Genomic DNA, 15,708 nt, shown 5'->3' with positions numbered 1-15,708 from the left:
TTAAGGTGCCAATTTGTCGGTCACTCTGCCTTTTGATTTAACTGGGATTAAGCTGGATGCTGGGCGAAAACGTAGCGAGCAGCTCTATCGGGCGCTGAGAGAGAAGATGATGAGCACGCCCGGTCTCCACGGCGCGAAGCTGCCTGCCACGCGTGAGCTGGCGCGGCTGCTGGGCGTTTCGCGTAATACGGTGGTATCGGTCTACGAACGTTTATATGCCGACGATTTGATTGAGACCCGGCAGGGCGATGGCACCTATATTCGTTTTCGGGGTCAGGAAGTGGAAGAAGGCCCGGAGGTTCCGGAAATTCCCGCTTTGCGCGTCGACTCGCGTTTACCCCTGACGGCGCGGTTTAACCGCCATTTTGTTCACGATGGCCCGCCGAAGGCATTTCGCATTGGTATGCCAGCGATTGACCATTTTCCGTTTGAGACCTGGTCCCGGCTGCAAAACCGCTTCTGGCGGCGTCGGCCTATCGCGCAAATGGGCTATGGCGTACCGGCAGGCGATTTACAGCTGCGAGAGCTTATCGCCAGCTATCTGCATACTTCGCGCGGCCTGAAGTGCGATCCGGCCCAGGTGATTATTACCCTTGGCGCGCAGCAGGCGATTATGCTGTGCTCCGCATTACTGCTGCGTGCGGAGCAGGATGTGATCATGGAAAACCCCTGCCACTGGGCAGCGGCGGGCGTATTTTCCTGTTTGGGTTTGAATATTAAAGCGATCAACGTGGATGATGAGGGGCTTCAGACGCAACAGCTGGCGGATTATCCCGATGCCAGGATGGTCTACGTCAGTCCGTCATGTCAGTACCCGACCGGTGCGACGCTCTCGCTGCCGCGGCGCATGGAACTGCTGGAGTGGGCCAGACAGCATCAGGCGTGGATTATGGAAGATGATTACGACGGTGAGTATCGCTATAACGGCACGCCGCTGATGCCGCTCGCCGCGCTGGATAACCGCCATCGGGTTATTTATATCGGTTCGTTTTCCAAAGTGATGTATCCCGCGCTGCGCCTGGGCTACATGGTCGTTCCGCAACAGCTGGTGGAGCCGCTGAACCTGCTGCGCACGCTATCGACCCGCCAGCCGCCAATGAATGACCAGCAGGTCATGGCGAGCTTTATTTCGGAAGGTCATTTCCAGCCTCATATCCGCCGGATGCGCAGAATCAGCAAAAGCCGTCGCGATCTGCTGTTGGCCGAGTGGAATCAACATCTGAGCCATATTGGCGTGATGCCGGAGGTGGCCTCGGGGCTGCATGCGGCGATTACGCTGGACGATGCTGAAACCGAAAATCGCCTTGTGAGCCAGGCTCAGGCGGCTGGGGTTGAGATTACGCCGCTGAGCGCGCTGTGGATCCCGGGTACCCCGGAAAGCCGCCACCATTACGGTATCGTGCTGGGATTTGCTGGCGTCATGGAGGCGGATATTGTGCAGTCGATACAAGTGCTCAAAAAATGCTGGGAGTAAGTCTCGGAAGCGGCGTTGCGCGCTGGTACCCGGAGGCGATGCTGCGCATCTGTCCGGGCTACCGGTCCGCAAACGACGGTAAACCTGTAGGCCCGCCGCCCGGCAGAATTGCGAGTACGATGTTCAAACCAGGTTTGTTATCAGCCTCGCTTATCTCTTTTTCTCCGCTGTGCTGTGGGGGATGAATCCTCTTTCGGCACCGTAGCGACTATATTTACCTTCATCGATAATCAAATCGTCAAAATCGTCTATATATGCCGCCTCAGGCCGCGCCGTTTTATAGCGCCACATATCGCCTTCCAGGAATGCATAGACATAGCGATCGTCATGAGCGAATAGTTGAGAAAACTCGCCGTCGGACCGTTTTATGCGCACCATCTTGCCAGCGGTCCGGACGGTTAAAACGCTATCCTCGCTCACCACATAAGCGCGATTGCTATCGGTAACGTTAATCCCGGTATCCAGCTCTAACTCCGGGTCGGCAATTTTGATAATGCTCAGGCGCTGGTCCAGAAAATCGCGGTCTTTCACGATATAAACCCGATCTTTGTACTGCGCTATCGCGCGGCTAATAACGTTAAAATTTTCTGGGTCGACGTCAGGCAGCGTTTCTACCCGGCAATCGTTGCCGCGCGGGGTGGCGGTGCGGGTACGCCACGTGACTTTGCCCAGTTGCATATCAAAAATATCGGTGCAGTTCCGGCCATACGAAAGGCGCTTTTCGCCGTGTTTATCGCGATAAATCAGCAGCGAGCCGGGCATCCAGCGCACTACCTCAAAGGAATCGGGATCGGCGTTAATCGGTTCGCCGTTGATAAACACGCGGTTGGCGTTGCGTACGAGGGTATCCCACGGCCCGGCGTTACGAGCCGGTTCGCAGGTGCTGTAGCTGATGAGCGACCCGCGCTGATCCCATGATTTTAAGCCCAGCAGGACGAAGCCGTCAGCATTATCCAGGCGGCGGCCGTGATAGTAGAGATTGTGCCGATCTTTCACGATGTCGCTGGCGTCACTTTCAGCTAAATTGCCGCCGATCTCTTCCAGCGTTGCCATATCCAGCGGGTTGTCTGCGGGGTTATCGTCAGTACGCTCGCCGTCAAAGTAGAGGCTGTATTTATCGGCGGCGAAGCGGCCATAGGCACGAAAGCTGGCGGCATCGACTGCTGGCGCGCCCGGCGGGTTGCGGACAATTTTCCCTGCCCACAGAATGTGGCGGCCGTCGGTCATCCAGTTAAAATACCAACCGATATGCTCTATGTATGAACGCCCGATTGCAGCAAAGTAACCATCGTAATCGCGTTCTTTATCCGGGTTCGCCAGATCGGGAATGTGGCGTAGCTGGCGCCAGAGTACATTGGGCTGCCGGGAGAGATAACGGTCGATAACCTTTTTATGAAGTTGCCTGTCATAGTATACGCTTACGTATGCCGTCCCCTTGCCCCATTGCCGATATTCAAACAGAGTCTCTTCCCGCCCTGAACACGCCAGCGCGCTGGAACTCAACAGCAGGAAAACCCCGGCGGAAATCACGCTTTTTTTTAACATAACATCATCCCTGATTGCGCTGCGACGGCGTCCATGTTTTCTCCTGCGGATCGTATAGCTCTTCAACGGCATCCATTTTTTGGCGCGTGGCGGCGTTGTACACATCCGCGCTGGCGGGGAGCGTCATACGATAGCGATACAGCATATCGTCGGGTTCGAAGGCGTAAATATAGCGGTCATCATGGGAGAAGATATAGCCATAGCGCGGTTCCTTCTTACCCATTGTCGCCAGCCTGCCGTGGGTCTTCACCACCAGCATCTCGTACCTACCGATAAAGTAACCGTGATTTTTTCCACCGTTGGTGCGTTCACTTAGCGTCATATGCGGATCGTCCAGCGCCATAACGCTAAGTTGCTTGTCCTCAGCGGCGGTTGATTTCATCTGATACAACCATCCCGGCGACGAGGCCATCGTGGTGTTTATGCGGTAAAACTGTTCAGGATCGACGCCGGGCAGCGTCTCAACCTGGCAGTTGCCGCGATTGGTGGCCGTGCGCTTGCGCCACGTCACCTGTCGCGACTGAATATCGAAGTTCTGGCTGCAATCCTGCTCTTCGTTGTCGATGACGTAGTGGTGCTCGCCGTTTTTATCGCGATAAATCAGCAATGCTCCCGGCAGCCAGCGTACCACCTTGAAAGAAGCGGGAGCGGCGGCAATGGCGACGCCGTTCACGATAACCTGCTGCGCGGTCAGTACGATAAAATCCACGCCCCAGCGGGTCCGTAGCGGGTTTGCCTCGTGCGAACCATCGCTGGCCCAGCTTTTCCAGCCCAGAATATCGAAGCCGTCTGCGCGGCCCAGCCAGCGTCCCTGGTAGTAAAGATTGCGTTTGTCCTTGAGCATATTCTCGACTTTGGTGACGACGAGCGTTGCCATGTCGACCTGTTTTTCGCCGCGATTATCATCGGTACGCTGGCCGTCGAAATAGAGGCTATTTTTATCAGCGGCGAATTTGCCGAAGGCGCGAAAGCTGGCAACGTCCGCGCCAGCCACTTTTTTACCCGCCCACAGGATTTGTTGGCCATCGCTCAGCCAGGCGTGGTGATAATCGCAGATCGCCGGGATGCCGCTGAGAGTTGTGCTACAGGAAGAGGTATCGGTATTGATATTGTTCAGCGGTCTCGTTTCTTTCGGCAGCGCTAAATCAGCAATGCGCTGAAAATGGGCAAAGTCGACGCTGGTAAGGCGGGAAATAATCTCCGGCGGTTCACTTTGGGCGGTATACAGCGTCTCTTCACCCTGCTGCTGGTAGTGAAATTCTGCTGCGTGAGCCAGCGGTATTGCCAGCGACAAAAAGGCGGTAAACGCCAGGTGCGGCTTTTTCATAAGCCATCCTGACCTGAATTTTTAAGACACTGGTCAACGAGAGTGAGTTTTGAATCTCCCTCTGCATCTGTGTCAAACCTGGACTCCTGTGGGCAACCGCTGGCGCGACGATAAAGCTGGCTACGGCTCCAGGTATACACGTAGCGATCGTCATAATCTGGCGCGTTGTTGCGAATATGCAACGTTCCGGCGGTGGTAAACACCTGAACATCCCCGAACTGGCGAATAAAATAGCCGTGGCTTTTGCCCGCGCTGAGACGGCTATTCATCACCAGGTCCGGTGAGTCCAGGGTAATGGTCTCCAGCTGTTTTTCGCCGAAGAACGACAGTTTATCCACGAACAGGCGGTCGCGATATTGCGCGACGTTATTGGTGAGTAAACGAAAATGCTCCGGGTCAACGCCGGGTAAAACCTCCGCCTGTTCCTCCCTTCTACCCGTTTTTTGCCATCGCACATCGGTTTCGCCGACGATAAAAGCAGCTTCGCAATCGACAGTTTTACCTTTTCGGCCGCCAAAGATATGACGTGTAGTCCCGTTTTTATCGCGATAAGTCAGCAGCGAATTGGGTATCCAGCGCACGACTTGAAAACTGTTCGCGTCGGCGTTGAGTGGTTCGCCGTTCAGGTAAATGTGGTTAGCAAAACGGATAAGGACATCAGAAGGCTTGTTTTCCAGATTCGCAGCGATCTGACCGCACGCATCCCAGCTTTTCTCACCTAGCCACACGACGTTGTGCGCAGAGCCAAAGCCCTGTGGCAGGCCTTTCAGGTAAAGCGTGTTGTTATCCGTTAGCGTGGTGGAGTTTCTGCCGGCATTCATTTTGAGCGTGGCAAGATCGATATGTTGGCTACCGAGGTTGCTGGCGACCCGCTTGCCGTCGAAATAAACACTGTATTTATCCACGGCAAAGCGGTCGTAAACGCGAAAGCTGGCGATATCGATGCTGGGCGTTATGGGCGGATTAATGACCCGCTGCCCGCGCCAAAGCATCGTGCGGCCATCGGTCACCCAGTAAAAGAATTCATCGTCTTCGGTAGAACGGTCGCTATAAAAGTATTCTTCTTGTTTTCCTTTTAAATCAGTCGCCTGGCGTAGATCATCATATTTAATATCGTCGAAACGCGCTTGTTCGCTATCGACGCCCTCGCTGTAGACTAAGACTGCTGGCGCATTTCTCAATGACGCTGAGCTATAGCTCCAGGTGGTGGCCTGCGCCTGCGGTATAAGCAGGAAGAGCGAAGTGGTTAGCAGCGTAAATTTTATATGCATTACCTCATCCTTGCGTTTTTTTGTCCCGGTTACTTATTTTTCCGTGGGACAAATTGATCCTGATAGTAATAGCCTTCCAGCGTCACCAGCTTGCCGCCGATTCTGGAATAGGCAAAGCCGTAACCGCCTTTATCCTGCAGGCCTGTGACATGTGCATATTGCGGCCAGGCCGTTTCATAGCGGTAGAGTTGTGCGCCTGTGAAGACGTAAACATAGCGATCGTCGCGGGCAAACCAGTTAGGGGAGTATTCACGGTCTTCGGTATGCGCTTCCTGTTCATCGGGAACACGTGCATCTAAAAGCACCAGCGGCCCGGCGGAATCAAAGACCTCCAGTTCCTCCTTGGTGGTCAGCAGATATCCATGACGTTTATCGGCGCTAAAGCGTTTGTTGATAACCAGATTCGGGTCGTCCAGCGTGATGACTTCCAGGTAATCTTCGCCGAATTCCGACGTTTTCACCGAGTACAGGCGGTCCTGGTACTGCGCCACGCTGTTGTTCAGCGGATGAAACTGTTCTGGATCGAGGCCCGGGAGGGTTTCGACCTCGCAATCTTCCCCTTCCCACGTTTTGCGCCACGTGACCTTATCTTCGAGCATATTAAAGGTGGCTGAACAGTCTTTGCTGCCCAGCGCGTGATTCGGCGTCCCGGCGTTTTTGTCCTTCAGATCCAGATTGAGTCGCCTGACTCCGTTTTTATCGCGGTAGATGAGCAGGGTGCCGGGGATCCAGCGCACAACGGTAAAAGAGTCAGGATCGGCGTCCAGCGCCAGACCATTGATGATAACCTGCGTTGCGGTGCGCGCCAGCGTGTCCCACGGGCCGATAGGCACGTCTGCGCAGGCGTTGATAGAATAAAAAATTCCCCGCTGATCCCATGGCTTTTGCGCCAGAACGCGAAAGCTGTCGGGGTTATCTGCCCTATGTCCGCGCAGGTAAAGATGATGTTTGTCGCGTAAAACGGTTGCGGATGGGCCGCCATAGCCATACCACGGCTCACCAGGTGGTACTGCTGCTAAGGTGGCCATATCCACGCCCTGATTGGCTTCGGTGCGTTTTCCGTCGAAATAAAGACTGTGTTTATCCGCGGCGAAACGGCCAAAAACGCGGAATGTGGCGACATCCACGGGGGGCGTATTGGCAGGGTTGCGCACAATTTCCCCCGCCCATATAACATAGCGGCCATCTGAATAATAAGAGGCAGTGAGCCGCGTGGCGTTCACACCTTCGTAGATATAATCAGACTCCAGCGGTTCTTCAACATAACGCCATTCCTCAGGGCGCGCCTGGTCCTGTAGAAGTTGCAGTTTGCTGAAGTTCACTTCCGGTAGATGGGTGAGGATGGACGAATTTCGATAGTTTACCCCACTCACATAAACAACATCGCTCCCCTGTTTCTGATACGCATTAGATATTGGGCTTACGCGACACCCCCACGCGGTTGGTATTGCTAACGCCCCAACAAGTACGCAAAGCAGCTTTTTCTTCATCACCTGGTCATCCTGACAACACAAAGGTTAATGAATCACTAGAGCATATCTGGCAACGTTTTAGTGCTTTAACCATGGTGGAAAGCCGCTTTTCAGATTTCATAAAGCTGCCCTAAACGCTTGCTTTTACGTCTTCTCCTGCGATGATAGAAAGCAGAAAGAATGAATCACGGGCAACTATCCATGAAAAACGTTTTCCCAACGCTTGCCGTTTTATTAGCGGTCCTCAGCCTCACTGGCTGTGGCCTGAAAGGTCCGCTTTATTTCCCGCCAGCGGAAAAAACGGCACCCCCGCCGACCAAACCGGTTGATAGCGGTATCCAGAGCTCTACGCCGGATCGTAACGATCGCGGTGATAGCGGCGGCCCGACCCAGGTAAATTACTAACGTTCTGTTCCGCGCAACTGGAGTAGATAATGCAGTTTTCTAAAATGCATGGCCTTGGCAACGACTTTATGGTCGTTGACGCGGTAACGCAGAATGTTTTTTTCTCACCGGATCTGATTCGCCGCCTGGCGGATCGGCACCTTGGCGTGGGTTTCGATCAACTGCTGGTTGTTGAACCACCTTACGATCCCGAACTCGATTTCCATTATCGTATTTTCAACGCTGACGGCAGTGAAGTGGCGCAGTGCGGCAACGGTGCGCGCTGTTTCGCCCGCTTTGTACGCCTGAAAGGCCTGACCAATAAACGTGACATTCGCGTGAGCACGTCAAACGGTCGTATGGTATTAAGCGTAACGGAAGACGATCTGGTGCGCGTGAATATGGGCGAGCCGAACTTCGAGCCATCACAGGTGCCGTTCCGCGCCAACAAAGCGGAAAAGACCTATATTATGCGTGTCGCTGAACAGACAGTATTGTGCGGCGTGGTGTCGATGGGTAACCCGCACTGCGTTATTCAGGTCGATGACGTGGAAACCGCGCTGGTGGAATCGCTCGGCCCGGTGATGGAAAACCACGAACGCTTCCCGGAACGGGCGAACATCGGTTTTATGCAGGTGGTCAGCCGTTCCCATATTCGTCTGCGCGTGTATGAACGCGGCGCGGGTGAAACTCAAGCCTGCGGAAGCGGTGCCTGTGCGGCGGCGGCAGTGGGTATCCAGCAGGGATTACTGGGTGAGGAGGTTCGCGTGGAATTACCCGGCGGGCGTCTTGATATCGCCTGGAAAGGCCCGGGCCAACCGTTGTATATGACTGGCCCGGCGGCACATGTCTATGACGGATTTATTCATTTATGAAACAAGTCGGGGAAGAACAGCAGGAAATCATCGGCACGCTGAATGACCGCGCAGTGGTGGACTATCTGTTGCAACATCCTGAATTCTTTATTCGTAATGCGGCTCTGGTGGAGCACATGTCTGTTCCGCATCCGGTGCGTGGTTCGGTCTCGCTGGTGGAGTGGCACATGGCGCGGGCGCGGAATCATATCAACGTTCTGGAAGAGAATATGACGCTGCTGATGGAGCAGGCGACGGCGAACGAAAGCCTGTTTCAGCGCCTGTTTCACCTGCAAACGCGGCTGGCTGCGGCCGAGAGCCTTGATGATATGCTAAACCGCTTTCATCGCTGGGCGCGTGAGCTGGGGCTGGCGGGCGCGACGGTGCGTCTGTTTCCGGATTGCTGGCGGCTTGGTGCACCATCCAAATTCACTCATCTGGCGCTGAGTCGCCAGGCGTTTGAACCTATCCGTATTCAGCGTCTTGGGCAGCAACGCCATTATCTTGGTCCGTTGAACGGCCCTGAACTGCTGGTCGCGCTGCCGGAAGCGAAAGCCATCGGTTCGGTCGCAATGTCGCTGCTCGGCGGCGATGATGCTCCCGGCGTCATGTTCTTCAGCAGTCGCGATCCCCAGCACTATCAGCAAGGTCAGGGAACGCAGCTGTTGCAGGAGATTGCTTCAATGCTCCCCGGATTGCTGGCGCGTTGGATTGAACGCGCATGACCGATTCTCCTCTGTTTGCCTCCGTAGAGCGCTTCTTACGTTATCTCGGCGTGGAGCGTCAGCTGAGTCCGATTACGCTGCTGAACTACCGGCGTCAGCTGGATGCTCTTATCGCGCTGGCGGAAAATACTGGGCTTAAAAGCTGGCAGCAGTGCGATGCTGCCCAGGTTCGAGGTCTTGCGGTGCGCAGCCGCCGTCAGGGACTGGGGCCTGCCAGCCTGGCGCTGCGGCTTTCTGCCTTACGTAGCTTTTTTGACTGGCTGGTGAGCCAGGGTGAACTGACGGCCAATCCGGCGAAGGGCATCTCCGCGCCGAAAGCGCCACGCCACTTGCCGAAAAATATCGATGTCGACGACGTTAACCGACTGCTGGATATCGATCTTAACGATCCGCTGGCAGTGCGCGATCGGGCGATGTTGGAAGTGATGTACGGTGCCGGGCTGCGTCTTTCGGAGCTGGTGAATCTCGACATTAAGCACCTTGACCTGGAGTCAGGCGAGGTGTGGGTGATGGGCAAAGGCAGCAAAGAGCGCCGCCTGCCAATTGGCCGCAACGCGGTGGTGTGGATTGAGCACTGGCTCGACCTGCGCGGCCTGTTCGGTACCGATGACGACGCGCTGTTCTTATCCAAACTGGGTAAGCGAATTTCCGCGCGTAACGTGCAAAAGCGCTTTGCCGAATGGGGCATTAAGCAAGGACTCAACAGCCACGTGCATCCGCATAAGCTGCGTCACTCCTTTGCCACCCATATGCTGGAGTCGAGCGGCGATCTGCGCGGGGTGCAGGAGCTGCTGGGCCATGCCAACCTCTCTACCACTCAAATCTATACCCATCTTGATTTTCAACACCTTGCCTCGGTGTATGATGCGGCGCATCCGCGCGCCAAACGGGGGAAATAATGCGTTTTTACCGACCTCTGGGCCAGATTTCAGCGCTGACGTTTGACCTGGACGATACCCTTTATGACAACCGCCCGGTGATTGATCGGACGATGCATGAGTCGCTGAGCTTTGTGCGCAGCTACCATCCTTCTTTAAGCCAATTTGACGCCAGCGAACTGAACCAACTGCGCCAGACCCTGCTGGCGACAGAGCCGGAGATTTACCACGATGTTACCGAATGGCGGCGTCGCGCGCTGGAGCTGGGGATGATCAACGCCGGGCTTTCTGCGGCGATGGCGAAAACCGGTGCCGACGAGGCGATGGCTAGCTTTGCCTACTGGCGAAGCCTCATCGACATCCCGCAAGAGACGCACGATACGCTGGCTAAACTCGCTGAAAAGTGGCCGCTGGTGGCGATTACCAACGGTAACGCCCAGCCGGAACTCTTCGGCCTGAGCGACTACTTCCGCTTCGTACTGCGCGCGGGCCCGGATGGGCGCTCTAAACCCTTTGCCGATATGTATCATCTTGCGGCAGAACGGCTGACGCTTCCGCTGGGGGAAATTCTTCACGTCGGTGATGACTTAACGACCGATGTGGCAGGCTCGATTCGCTGCGGCATGCAGGCTTGTTGGATCAAACCGCAGGGCGCAGACCTGATGCACACCGCCGACAGCCGCCTGCTGCCGCACATCGAAATTTCACGGTTGGCATCTCTGACCTCGCTGATATAATCGTCAGTAGTTCTGTATAAATTAACAGTAGCCCGGTGAACTGAACGTTGCCGGGCGTCTCATTTCCGGCGGTGCCAATGGACGTTTCTTACCTGCTCGACAGCCTCAATGACAAACAGCGTGAAGCCGTTGCGGCAACACGTACTAACATGCTGGTGTTGGCCGGGGCGGGCAGCGGTAAGACGCGCGTGCTGGTACACCGCATCGCCTGGCTGCTGAGCGTTGAGAACTGTTCGCCTTACTCCATTATGGCGGTGACCTTTACCAACAAAGCGGCGGCGGAAATGCGCCACCGTATCGGCCAACTAATGGGCACCACCCAGGGCGGCATGTGGGTCGGCACCTTCCACGGGCTGGCGCACCGCCTGCTGCGCGCTCATCACCTTGATGCTAACCTGCCGCAGGATTTCCAGATCCTCGATAGCGAAGACCAGCTGCGCCTGCTTAAACGCCTGATTAAGGCGATGAATCTTGATGAGAAGCAGTGGCCGCCGCGTCAGGCAATGTGGTACATCAACGGTCAGAAAGACGAAGGGCTGCGCCCGCATCATATTCAGAGTTACGGTAATCCGGTTGAGCAGACCTGGCAGAAGGTTTATCAGGCCTATCAGGAAGCCTGCGATCGTGCCGGGCTGGTAGATTTTGCCGAACTGCTGCTGCGCGCTCATGAGCTGTGGCTCAACAAACCGCATATTCTCCAGCACTACCGCGAGCGTTTTACCAATATCCTGGTGGACGAATTCCAGGATACCAACAACATTCAGTATGCGTGGATCCGCCTGCTGGCGGGCGATACCGGCAAGGTGATGATCGTCGGCGATGACGACCAGTCCATTTACGGCTGGCGCGGTGCGCAGGTGGAAAACATCCAGCGCTTCCTCAACGACTTCCCGGGCGCTGAAACTATCCGCCTGGAGCAGAACTATCGTTCGACCAGCAATATCCTCAGCGCGGCGAACGCCCTGATTGAGAACAATAGCGGGCGTCTGGGCAAAAAGCTGTGGACCGACGGTGCCGACGGTGAGCCGATTTCGCTCTACTGTGCGTTTAACGATCTTGATGAGGCGCGCTTTGTCGTCAACCGCATCAAGACCTGGCAGGAAAACGGTGGTCAGCTGGCGCAGTGCGCGATTTTGTATCGCAGCAACGCCCAGTCGCGCGTGCTGGAAGAGGCGCTGCTACAGGCCAGCATGCCGTACCGTATCTATGGCGGTATGCGATTCTTCGAACGCCAGGAGATCAAAGATGCGCTCTCCTACCTGCGCCTGATTGCCAACCGTAATGACGACGCGGCGTTTGAACGCGTGGTGAATACCCCAACGCGCGGTATCGGCGATCGTACCCTGGATGTGGTGCGTCAGACCTCGCGCGACCGCCAGCTGACGCTGTGGCAGGCCTGTCGCGAGCTGCTTAAAGATAAAGTTCTCGCCGGTCGTGCCGCCAGCGCCTTACAGCGCTTTATGGAGCTGATTGACGCTCTGGCGCAGGAAACCGCCGATATGCCGCTGCACGTGCAGACTGACCGGGTCATCAAGGATTCCGGCCTGCGCACGATGTACGAGCAGGAGAAGGGCGAGAAAGGCCAGACGCGTATCGAAAACTTAGAGGAACTGGTGACGGCAACGCGCCAGTTCAGCTACAACGAAGAAGATGAAGACCTGATGCCGTTACAGGCGTTCCTTTCCCACGCCGCGCTGGAAGCGGGCGAAGGGCAGGCGGACACCTGGCAGGACGCGGTACAGCTGATGACCTTGCACTCGGCGAAAGGGCTGGAGTTCCCGCAGGTGTTTATCGTCGGCGTGGAAGAGGGGATGTTCCCGAGCCAGATGGCGCTCGATGAGGGCGGTCGCCTGGAAGAGGAACGCCGCCTGGCCTACGTTGGCGTGACGCGTGCGATGCAAAAACTGACTCTGACCTATGCCGAAACCCGCCGCCTGTATGGCAAAGAGGTTTATCACCGTCCGTCACGCTTTATCGGCGAGCTGCCGGAAGCGTGCGTGGAAGAGGTGCGGCTGCGCGCGACGGTCAGTCGCCCGGTGAGTCATCAGCGCATGGGCACCCCGATGGCGGAAAACGACACTGGATATAAGCTGGGCCAGCGCGTGCGCCATGCTAAGTTTGGCGAAGGCACCATCGTGAACCTCGAAGGCAGCGGCGAACACAGTCGTCTTCAGGTCGCGTTTCAGGGGCAGGGGATCAAGTGGCTGGTTGCTGCCTATGCCCGGCTGGAAACAGTGTAACATTAAGAAAAATATCATTATTTTGTAATATTCTGCTACCTTTGTACGTTAAGGCGCTTGATTTGCTCTTTAGCGTTCCGTTGCGTGTTGACGCCGTTTTGGCGCTGGCGTAACATGCGCGCACGATTACGCTAAGAGGACATTCGCCTTGGACACACCCAGTAGATGCTGGCTCAACTTCCTGTCCATCAGGAACAACTCCTAAGGCTATCCTCTTATGCTGATAGCCTTAGCGGTTGTCGGCGACCCGTTCTATTCCCGTCGCTCTGAGTCAGGCTTTATGGTCTGAAACCCAAATTGTTTCTGTGTGCCCACCGAACTGTCCGATAATTTTTTTGCATTGGGAGTCCCGGTCATGCTGAGCGCATTTCAACTGGAAAATAATCGTTTAACGCGTCTGGAAGCCGATGAGATCAAGCACCTCGCCAGTTCGGTGTGGGTCGATCTGGTCGAGCCTGACGATGAAGAACGAAGCCGCGTGCAAACGGAATTGGGCCAGAACCTGGCAACGCGCCCGGAGCTGGAAGACATCGAAGCGTCAGCGCGTTTCTTTGAAGATGAAGACGGTTTACACATCCACTCATTTTTCTTTTTTGAAGATGCAGAGGATCACGCCGGTAACTCGACCGTGGCGTTTACTATCCGCGAAGGGCGTCTGTTCACCCTGCGCGAGCGGGAGCTGCCCGCTTTCCGCCTGTATCGTATGCGCGTGCGCAACCAGTCGATGGTTGATGGTAATGCCTACGAGCTGCTGCTTGACCTGTTCGAAACCAAAATCGAACAGCTGGCGGATGAAATTGAAAACATCTACAGCGACCTGGAAAAACTCAGCCGGGTGATTATGGAAGGCCGTCAGGGCGATGATTACGATGAGGCGCTCTCTACCCTTGCTGAGCAGGAAGATATCGGCTGGAAAGTTCGCCTGTGTCTGATGGATACCCAGCGCGCGCTGAACTTCCTCGTGCGTAAGGCGCGCTTACCGGCGGGCCAGCTGGAGCAGGCGCGTGAGATCCTGCGCGATATCGAATCCCTGCTGCCGCACAACGAATCACTGTTCCAGAAAGTTAACTTCCTGATGCAGGCGGCGATGGGCTTTATCAATATCGAGCAGAACCGCATCATCAAGATCTTCTCGGTGGTTTCCGTGGTGTTCCTGCCGCCGACGCTGGTGGCTTCCAGCTATGGGATGAACTTCGAATTTATGCCCGAGCTGCACTGGAGCTTCGGTTACCCAGGCGCGATTGTCTTTATGATGCTCGCCGGTCTGGCTCCGTATCTGTACTTTAAGCGTAAAAACTGGCTGTAAAAAAAGGAGCTTCGGCTCCTTTTTTCGTTATGCCTTACGCGTTCTGCGTATGGTGTAAATCGCATCCATCACGAAAATCGCCAGCGCCACCCAGATAAACGCGAAGGTCACCATCTTATCCGCGCCCGGCACTTCGCCGTAAAACGTCACTGCCAGCAGGAACATCAGCGTCGGGCCGATATACTGGAAAAAGCCCAGCGTGGAGAGGCGCAGACGCGTCGCCGCACCGGTAAAGCACAGCAGCGGGATTGTGGTCACCACGCCCGCCGCGATTAACAGCAGGTTCAGCGACCATGGGTTCTGACCCATATGGCTGGTTGGGCTATCGGCAATGCCAAACAGATAGATAGCGGCGACCGGCAGCAGCCACAGGGTTTCGAACAGCATCCCGGTTTGCGCATCAACGGCGATCTTCTTACGCACCAGGCCGTAGAAGGCGAAGCTGAAGGCCAGGCCCAGCGCAATAATCGGCAGTGAGCCGAAAGTCCAGAGCTGCACCAGCACACCGCAGGCGGCCAGCAGTACCGCCAGCCACTGCATCCGGCGAAAGCGCTCCCCGAGGAAGATCATCCCCAGCACGATGTTCACCAGCGGGTTAATAAAATAACCGAGGCTGGCTTCCAGCATATGATGGTTGTTGACCGACCAGATAAACAGCAGCCAGTTGCCGCCGATCAATACGGCCGACAGTGCCAGCAGAAATACCTTTTTCGGTGTTTTAAGCAGCCTTTTGACCTGCGGCCACTGGCGGCTGATGCTGACCAGCGCCACCATAAAAAAGAAGGACCAGATCACGCGGTGAGTCAGAATTTCATCGGCGGGAACATAGTAGATAAGCTTGAAGTACGCAGGCGCGATACCCCAGATAAAATAGGCGGCCAGGGCCAGAAGAACCCCTACCCGCGTTTGTTTCGCATCCATCGGTACAAATCCATTGCCAAAGAGAGTGATGTTACTCGATTTAGGCTAATCAACCCACCATATACGTCGCCGTGGCGCTGGCGATATAAACCTGCTCTTCGTTATGTAGCTCGACGCGGGCCACCGCGACTTTGTTACCAGCACGCAGCAGGCTGCTGGTGGCGGTGAAGCGTTCCCCTCGGCCCGGGCGCAAATAATCAACGCGCAGATCGATGGTTCCCATCCGCGACAGACGCTGGCGCAGCTCTTCTTCATTGATCGTGTCATGACGAGTCAGCGTACTACCCACACAGACCAGCCCCGCGGCAACGTCCAGCGCGGAGGCGATAACGCCGCCGTGTAAAATGCTTTGCGCCCAGTTGCCAACCATCATCGGCTGGTTATTAAAGCTGATCTGAGCAAACTCTTTTTCGTAGCGCTCCAGCTCCAGCCCTAAGGCACGGTTATAAGGCATATGATAAACAAAGATTTCTCCCACCAGCTTAAGGGCGGCGGCGGCGGTCAGTTCAGACATAACAATATTCCAAAAGTTAACGAAATGTTGATTTTATGCTTCTAAAATATTGATTTCTAC

The 15,708-nt window shown here is 55.6% G+C and carries 15 protein-coding genes; 9 read left to right on the top strand and 6 right to left on the bottom strand.

Annotation, left to right across the window (positions count from 1 at the left end; genetic code table 11):
• The first annotated feature begins 13 nt into the window (after nt 1–13).
• On the top strand, nt 14–1,474 hold the full coding sequence (locus ACMYSL_RS28005; protein WP_434660820.1) for a PLP-dependent aminotransferase family protein: 1,461 nt from the start codon (nt 14–16) through the stop codon (nt 1,472–1,474).
• A gap of 150 nt (nt 1,475–1,624) precedes the next feature.
• Here ACMYSL_RS28005 and ACMYSL_RS28000 read toward each other — a convergent pair whose 3' ends face one another.
• The 4 genes from ACMYSL_RS28000 to ACMYSL_RS27985 are packed head-to-tail and all read right to left on the bottom strand — an operon-like array spanning nt 1,625 to nt 7,107.
• Complete coding sequence (locus ACMYSL_RS28000; RefSeq protein WP_434660818.1) at nt 1,625–3,019, bottom strand: hypothetical protein; 1,395 nt, start codon at nt 3,017–3,019, stop codon at nt 1,625–1,627.
• Nucleotides 3,020–3,023: 4 nt separating this feature from the next.
• A complete protein-coding gene (locus tag ACMYSL_RS27995) occupies nt 3,024–4,346 on the bottom strand; it encodes a DKNYY domain-containing protein (RefSeq protein WP_434660816.1) in 1,323 nt (440 codons plus the stop codon).
• Nucleotides 4,343–5,617, bottom strand: coding sequence for a DKNYY family protein (locus ACMYSL_RS27990; protein WP_434660814.1), 1,275 nt, complete (start codon nt 5,615–5,617; stop codon nt 4,343–4,345). Before ACMYSL_RS27990 ends, ACMYSL_RS27995 begins: the two co-directional genes overlap by 4 nt.
• 29 nt (nt 5,618–5,646) lie before the next feature.
• A complete protein-coding gene (locus ACMYSL_RS27985) occupies nt 5,647–7,107 on the bottom strand; it encodes a DKNYY family protein (protein ID WP_434664303.1) in 1,461 nt (486 codons plus the stop codon).
• 183 nt (nt 7,108–7,290) lie between these two features.
• Between ACMYSL_RS27985 and lptM the strand changes: the two genes are divergently transcribed.
• From lptM to corA, 8 genes are all read left to right on the top strand, one after another.
• A complete protein-coding gene (gene lptM / locus ACMYSL_RS27980) occupies nt 7,291–7,494 on the top strand; it encodes an LPS translocon maturation chaperone LptM (protein ID WP_110276916.1) in 204 nt (67 codons plus the stop codon).
• Nucleotides 7,495–7,523: 29 nt separating this feature from the next.
• On the top strand, nt 7,524–8,348 hold the full coding sequence (gene dapF / locus ACMYSL_RS27975) for a diaminopimelate epimerase (RefSeq protein WP_434660812.1): 825 nt from the start codon (nt 7,524–7,526) through the stop codon (nt 8,346–8,348).
• Entirely contained in the window at nt 8,345–9,052 is a 708-nt protein-coding gene (locus ACMYSL_RS27970) for a DUF484 domain-containing protein (RefSeq protein ID WP_181484145.1), read from the top strand. Before dapF ends, ACMYSL_RS27970 begins: the two co-directional genes overlap by 4 nt.
• The gene (gene xerC / locus ACMYSL_RS27965; RefSeq protein WP_304254989.1) at nt 9,049–9,951 is read left to right on the top strand and encodes a tyrosine recombinase XerC; all 903 of its coding nucleotides are present in this window, start codon (nt 9,049–9,051) and stop codon (nt 9,949–9,951) included. The genes ACMYSL_RS27970 and xerC overlap by 4 nt, the downstream gene beginning before the upstream one ends.
• A complete protein-coding gene (yigB, locus tag ACMYSL_RS27960) occupies nt 9,951–10,667 on the top strand; it encodes a 5-amino-6-(5-phospho-D-ribitylamino)uracil phosphatase YigB (RefSeq protein ID WP_181484143.1) in 717 nt (238 codons plus the stop codon). Before xerC ends, yigB begins: the two co-directional genes overlap by 1 nt.
• Nucleotides 10,668–10,744: 77 nt before the next feature.
• On the top strand, nt 10,745–12,907 hold the full coding sequence (uvrD, locus tag ACMYSL_RS27955; protein WP_181484142.1) for a DNA helicase II: 2,163 nt from the start codon (nt 10,745–10,747) through the stop codon (nt 12,905–12,907).
• A 148-nt stretch (nt 12,908–13,055) separates the two neighbouring features.
• Complete coding sequence (gene ysgD / locus ACMYSL_RS27950; RefSeq protein WP_350494802.1) at nt 13,056–13,112, top strand: YsgD/CorL family protein; 57 nt, start codon at nt 13,056–13,058, stop codon at nt 13,110–13,112.
• 150 nt (nt 13,113–13,262) lie between these two features.
• Nucleotides 13,263–14,213, top strand: coding sequence for a magnesium/cobalt transporter CorA (gene corA, locus ACMYSL_RS27945; RefSeq protein ID WP_110276862.1), 951 nt, complete (start codon nt 13,263–13,265; stop codon nt 14,211–14,213).
• A 27-nt stretch (nt 14,214–14,240) separates the two neighbouring features.
• On the opposite strand, the gene rarD is transcribed toward corA, so the two are convergent.
• Together rarD and yigI are read right to left on the bottom strand one after the other, a co-directional pair.
• Nucleotides 14,241–15,134 (bottom strand): EamA family transporter RarD, encoded by an 894-nt coding sequence (gene rarD, locus ACMYSL_RS27940; protein WP_304254994.1) that lies wholly within the window; start codon nt 15,132–15,134, stop codon nt 14,241–14,243.
• 49 nt (nt 15,135–15,183) lie between these two features.
• Nucleotides 15,184–15,648 (bottom strand): acyl-CoA thioesterase YigI, encoded by a 465-nt coding sequence (gene yigI / locus ACMYSL_RS27935; protein WP_181484139.1) that lies wholly within the window; start codon nt 15,646–15,648, stop codon nt 15,184–15,186.
• Between the last annotated feature and the right edge of the window lie 60 nt (nt 15,649–15,708).

The organism is Klebsiella sp. MISC125 (assembly GCF_051131775.1).
Taxonomy (GTDB): Bacteria; Pseudomonadota; Gammaproteobacteria; order Enterobacterales; family Enterobacteriaceae; genus Klebsiella.
This window is presented reverse-complemented; position numbering and strand designations above follow the sequence as displayed.

Bases quoted from the DNA above. Each gene is read 5' to 3' on its own strand.
- ACMYSL_RS27990 (WP_434660814.1), bottom strand. From the start codon at position 5,617: ATGCATATAAAATTTACGCTGCTAACCACTTCGCTCTTCCTGCTTATA.
- xerC (WP_304254989.1), top strand. From the start codon at position 9,049: ATGACCGATTCTCCTCTGTTTGCCTCCGTAGAGCGCTTCTTACGTTAT.
- rarD (WP_304254994.1), bottom strand. From the start codon at position 15,134: ATGGATGCGAAACAAACGCGGGTAGGGGTTCTTCTGGCCCTGGCCGCC.
- yigB (WP_181484143.1), top strand. From the start codon at position 9,951: ATGCGTTTTTACCGACCTCTGGGCCAGATTTCAGCGCTGACGTTTGAC.
- lptM (WP_110276916.1), top strand. From the start codon at position 7,291: ATGAAAAACGTTTTCCCAACGCTTGCCGTTTTATTAGCGGTCCTCAGC.
- corA (WP_110276862.1), top strand. From the start codon at position 13,263: ATGCTGAGCGCATTTCAACTGGAAAATAATCGTTTAACGCGTCTGGAA.
- ACMYSL_RS27995 (WP_434660816.1), bottom strand. From the start codon at position 4,346: ATGAAAAAGCCGCACCTGGCGTTTACCGCCTTTTTGTCGCTGGCAATA.
- ACMYSL_RS28000 (WP_434660818.1), bottom strand. From the start codon at position 3,019: ATGTTAAAAAAAAGCGTGATTTCCGCCGGGGTTTTCCTGCTGTTGAGT.
- ACMYSL_RS27985 (WP_434664303.1), bottom strand. From the start codon at position 7,107: ATGAAGAAAAAGCTGCTTTGCGTACTTGTTGGGGCGTTAGCAATACCA.
- ACMYSL_RS27970 (WP_181484145.1), top strand. From the start codon at position 8,345: ATGAAACAAGTCGGGGAAGAACAGCAGGAAATCATCGGCACGCTGAAT.
- yigI (WP_181484139.1), bottom strand. From the start codon at position 15,648: ATGTCTGAACTGACCGCCGCCGCCGCCCTTAAGCTGGTGGGAGAAATC.
- dapF (WP_434660812.1), top strand. From the start codon at position 7,524: ATGCAGTTTTCTAAAATGCATGGCCTTGGCAACGACTTTATGGTCGTT.
- uvrD (WP_181484142.1), top strand. From the start codon at position 10,745: ATGGACGTTTCTTACCTGCTCGACAGCCTCAATGACAAACAGCGTGAA.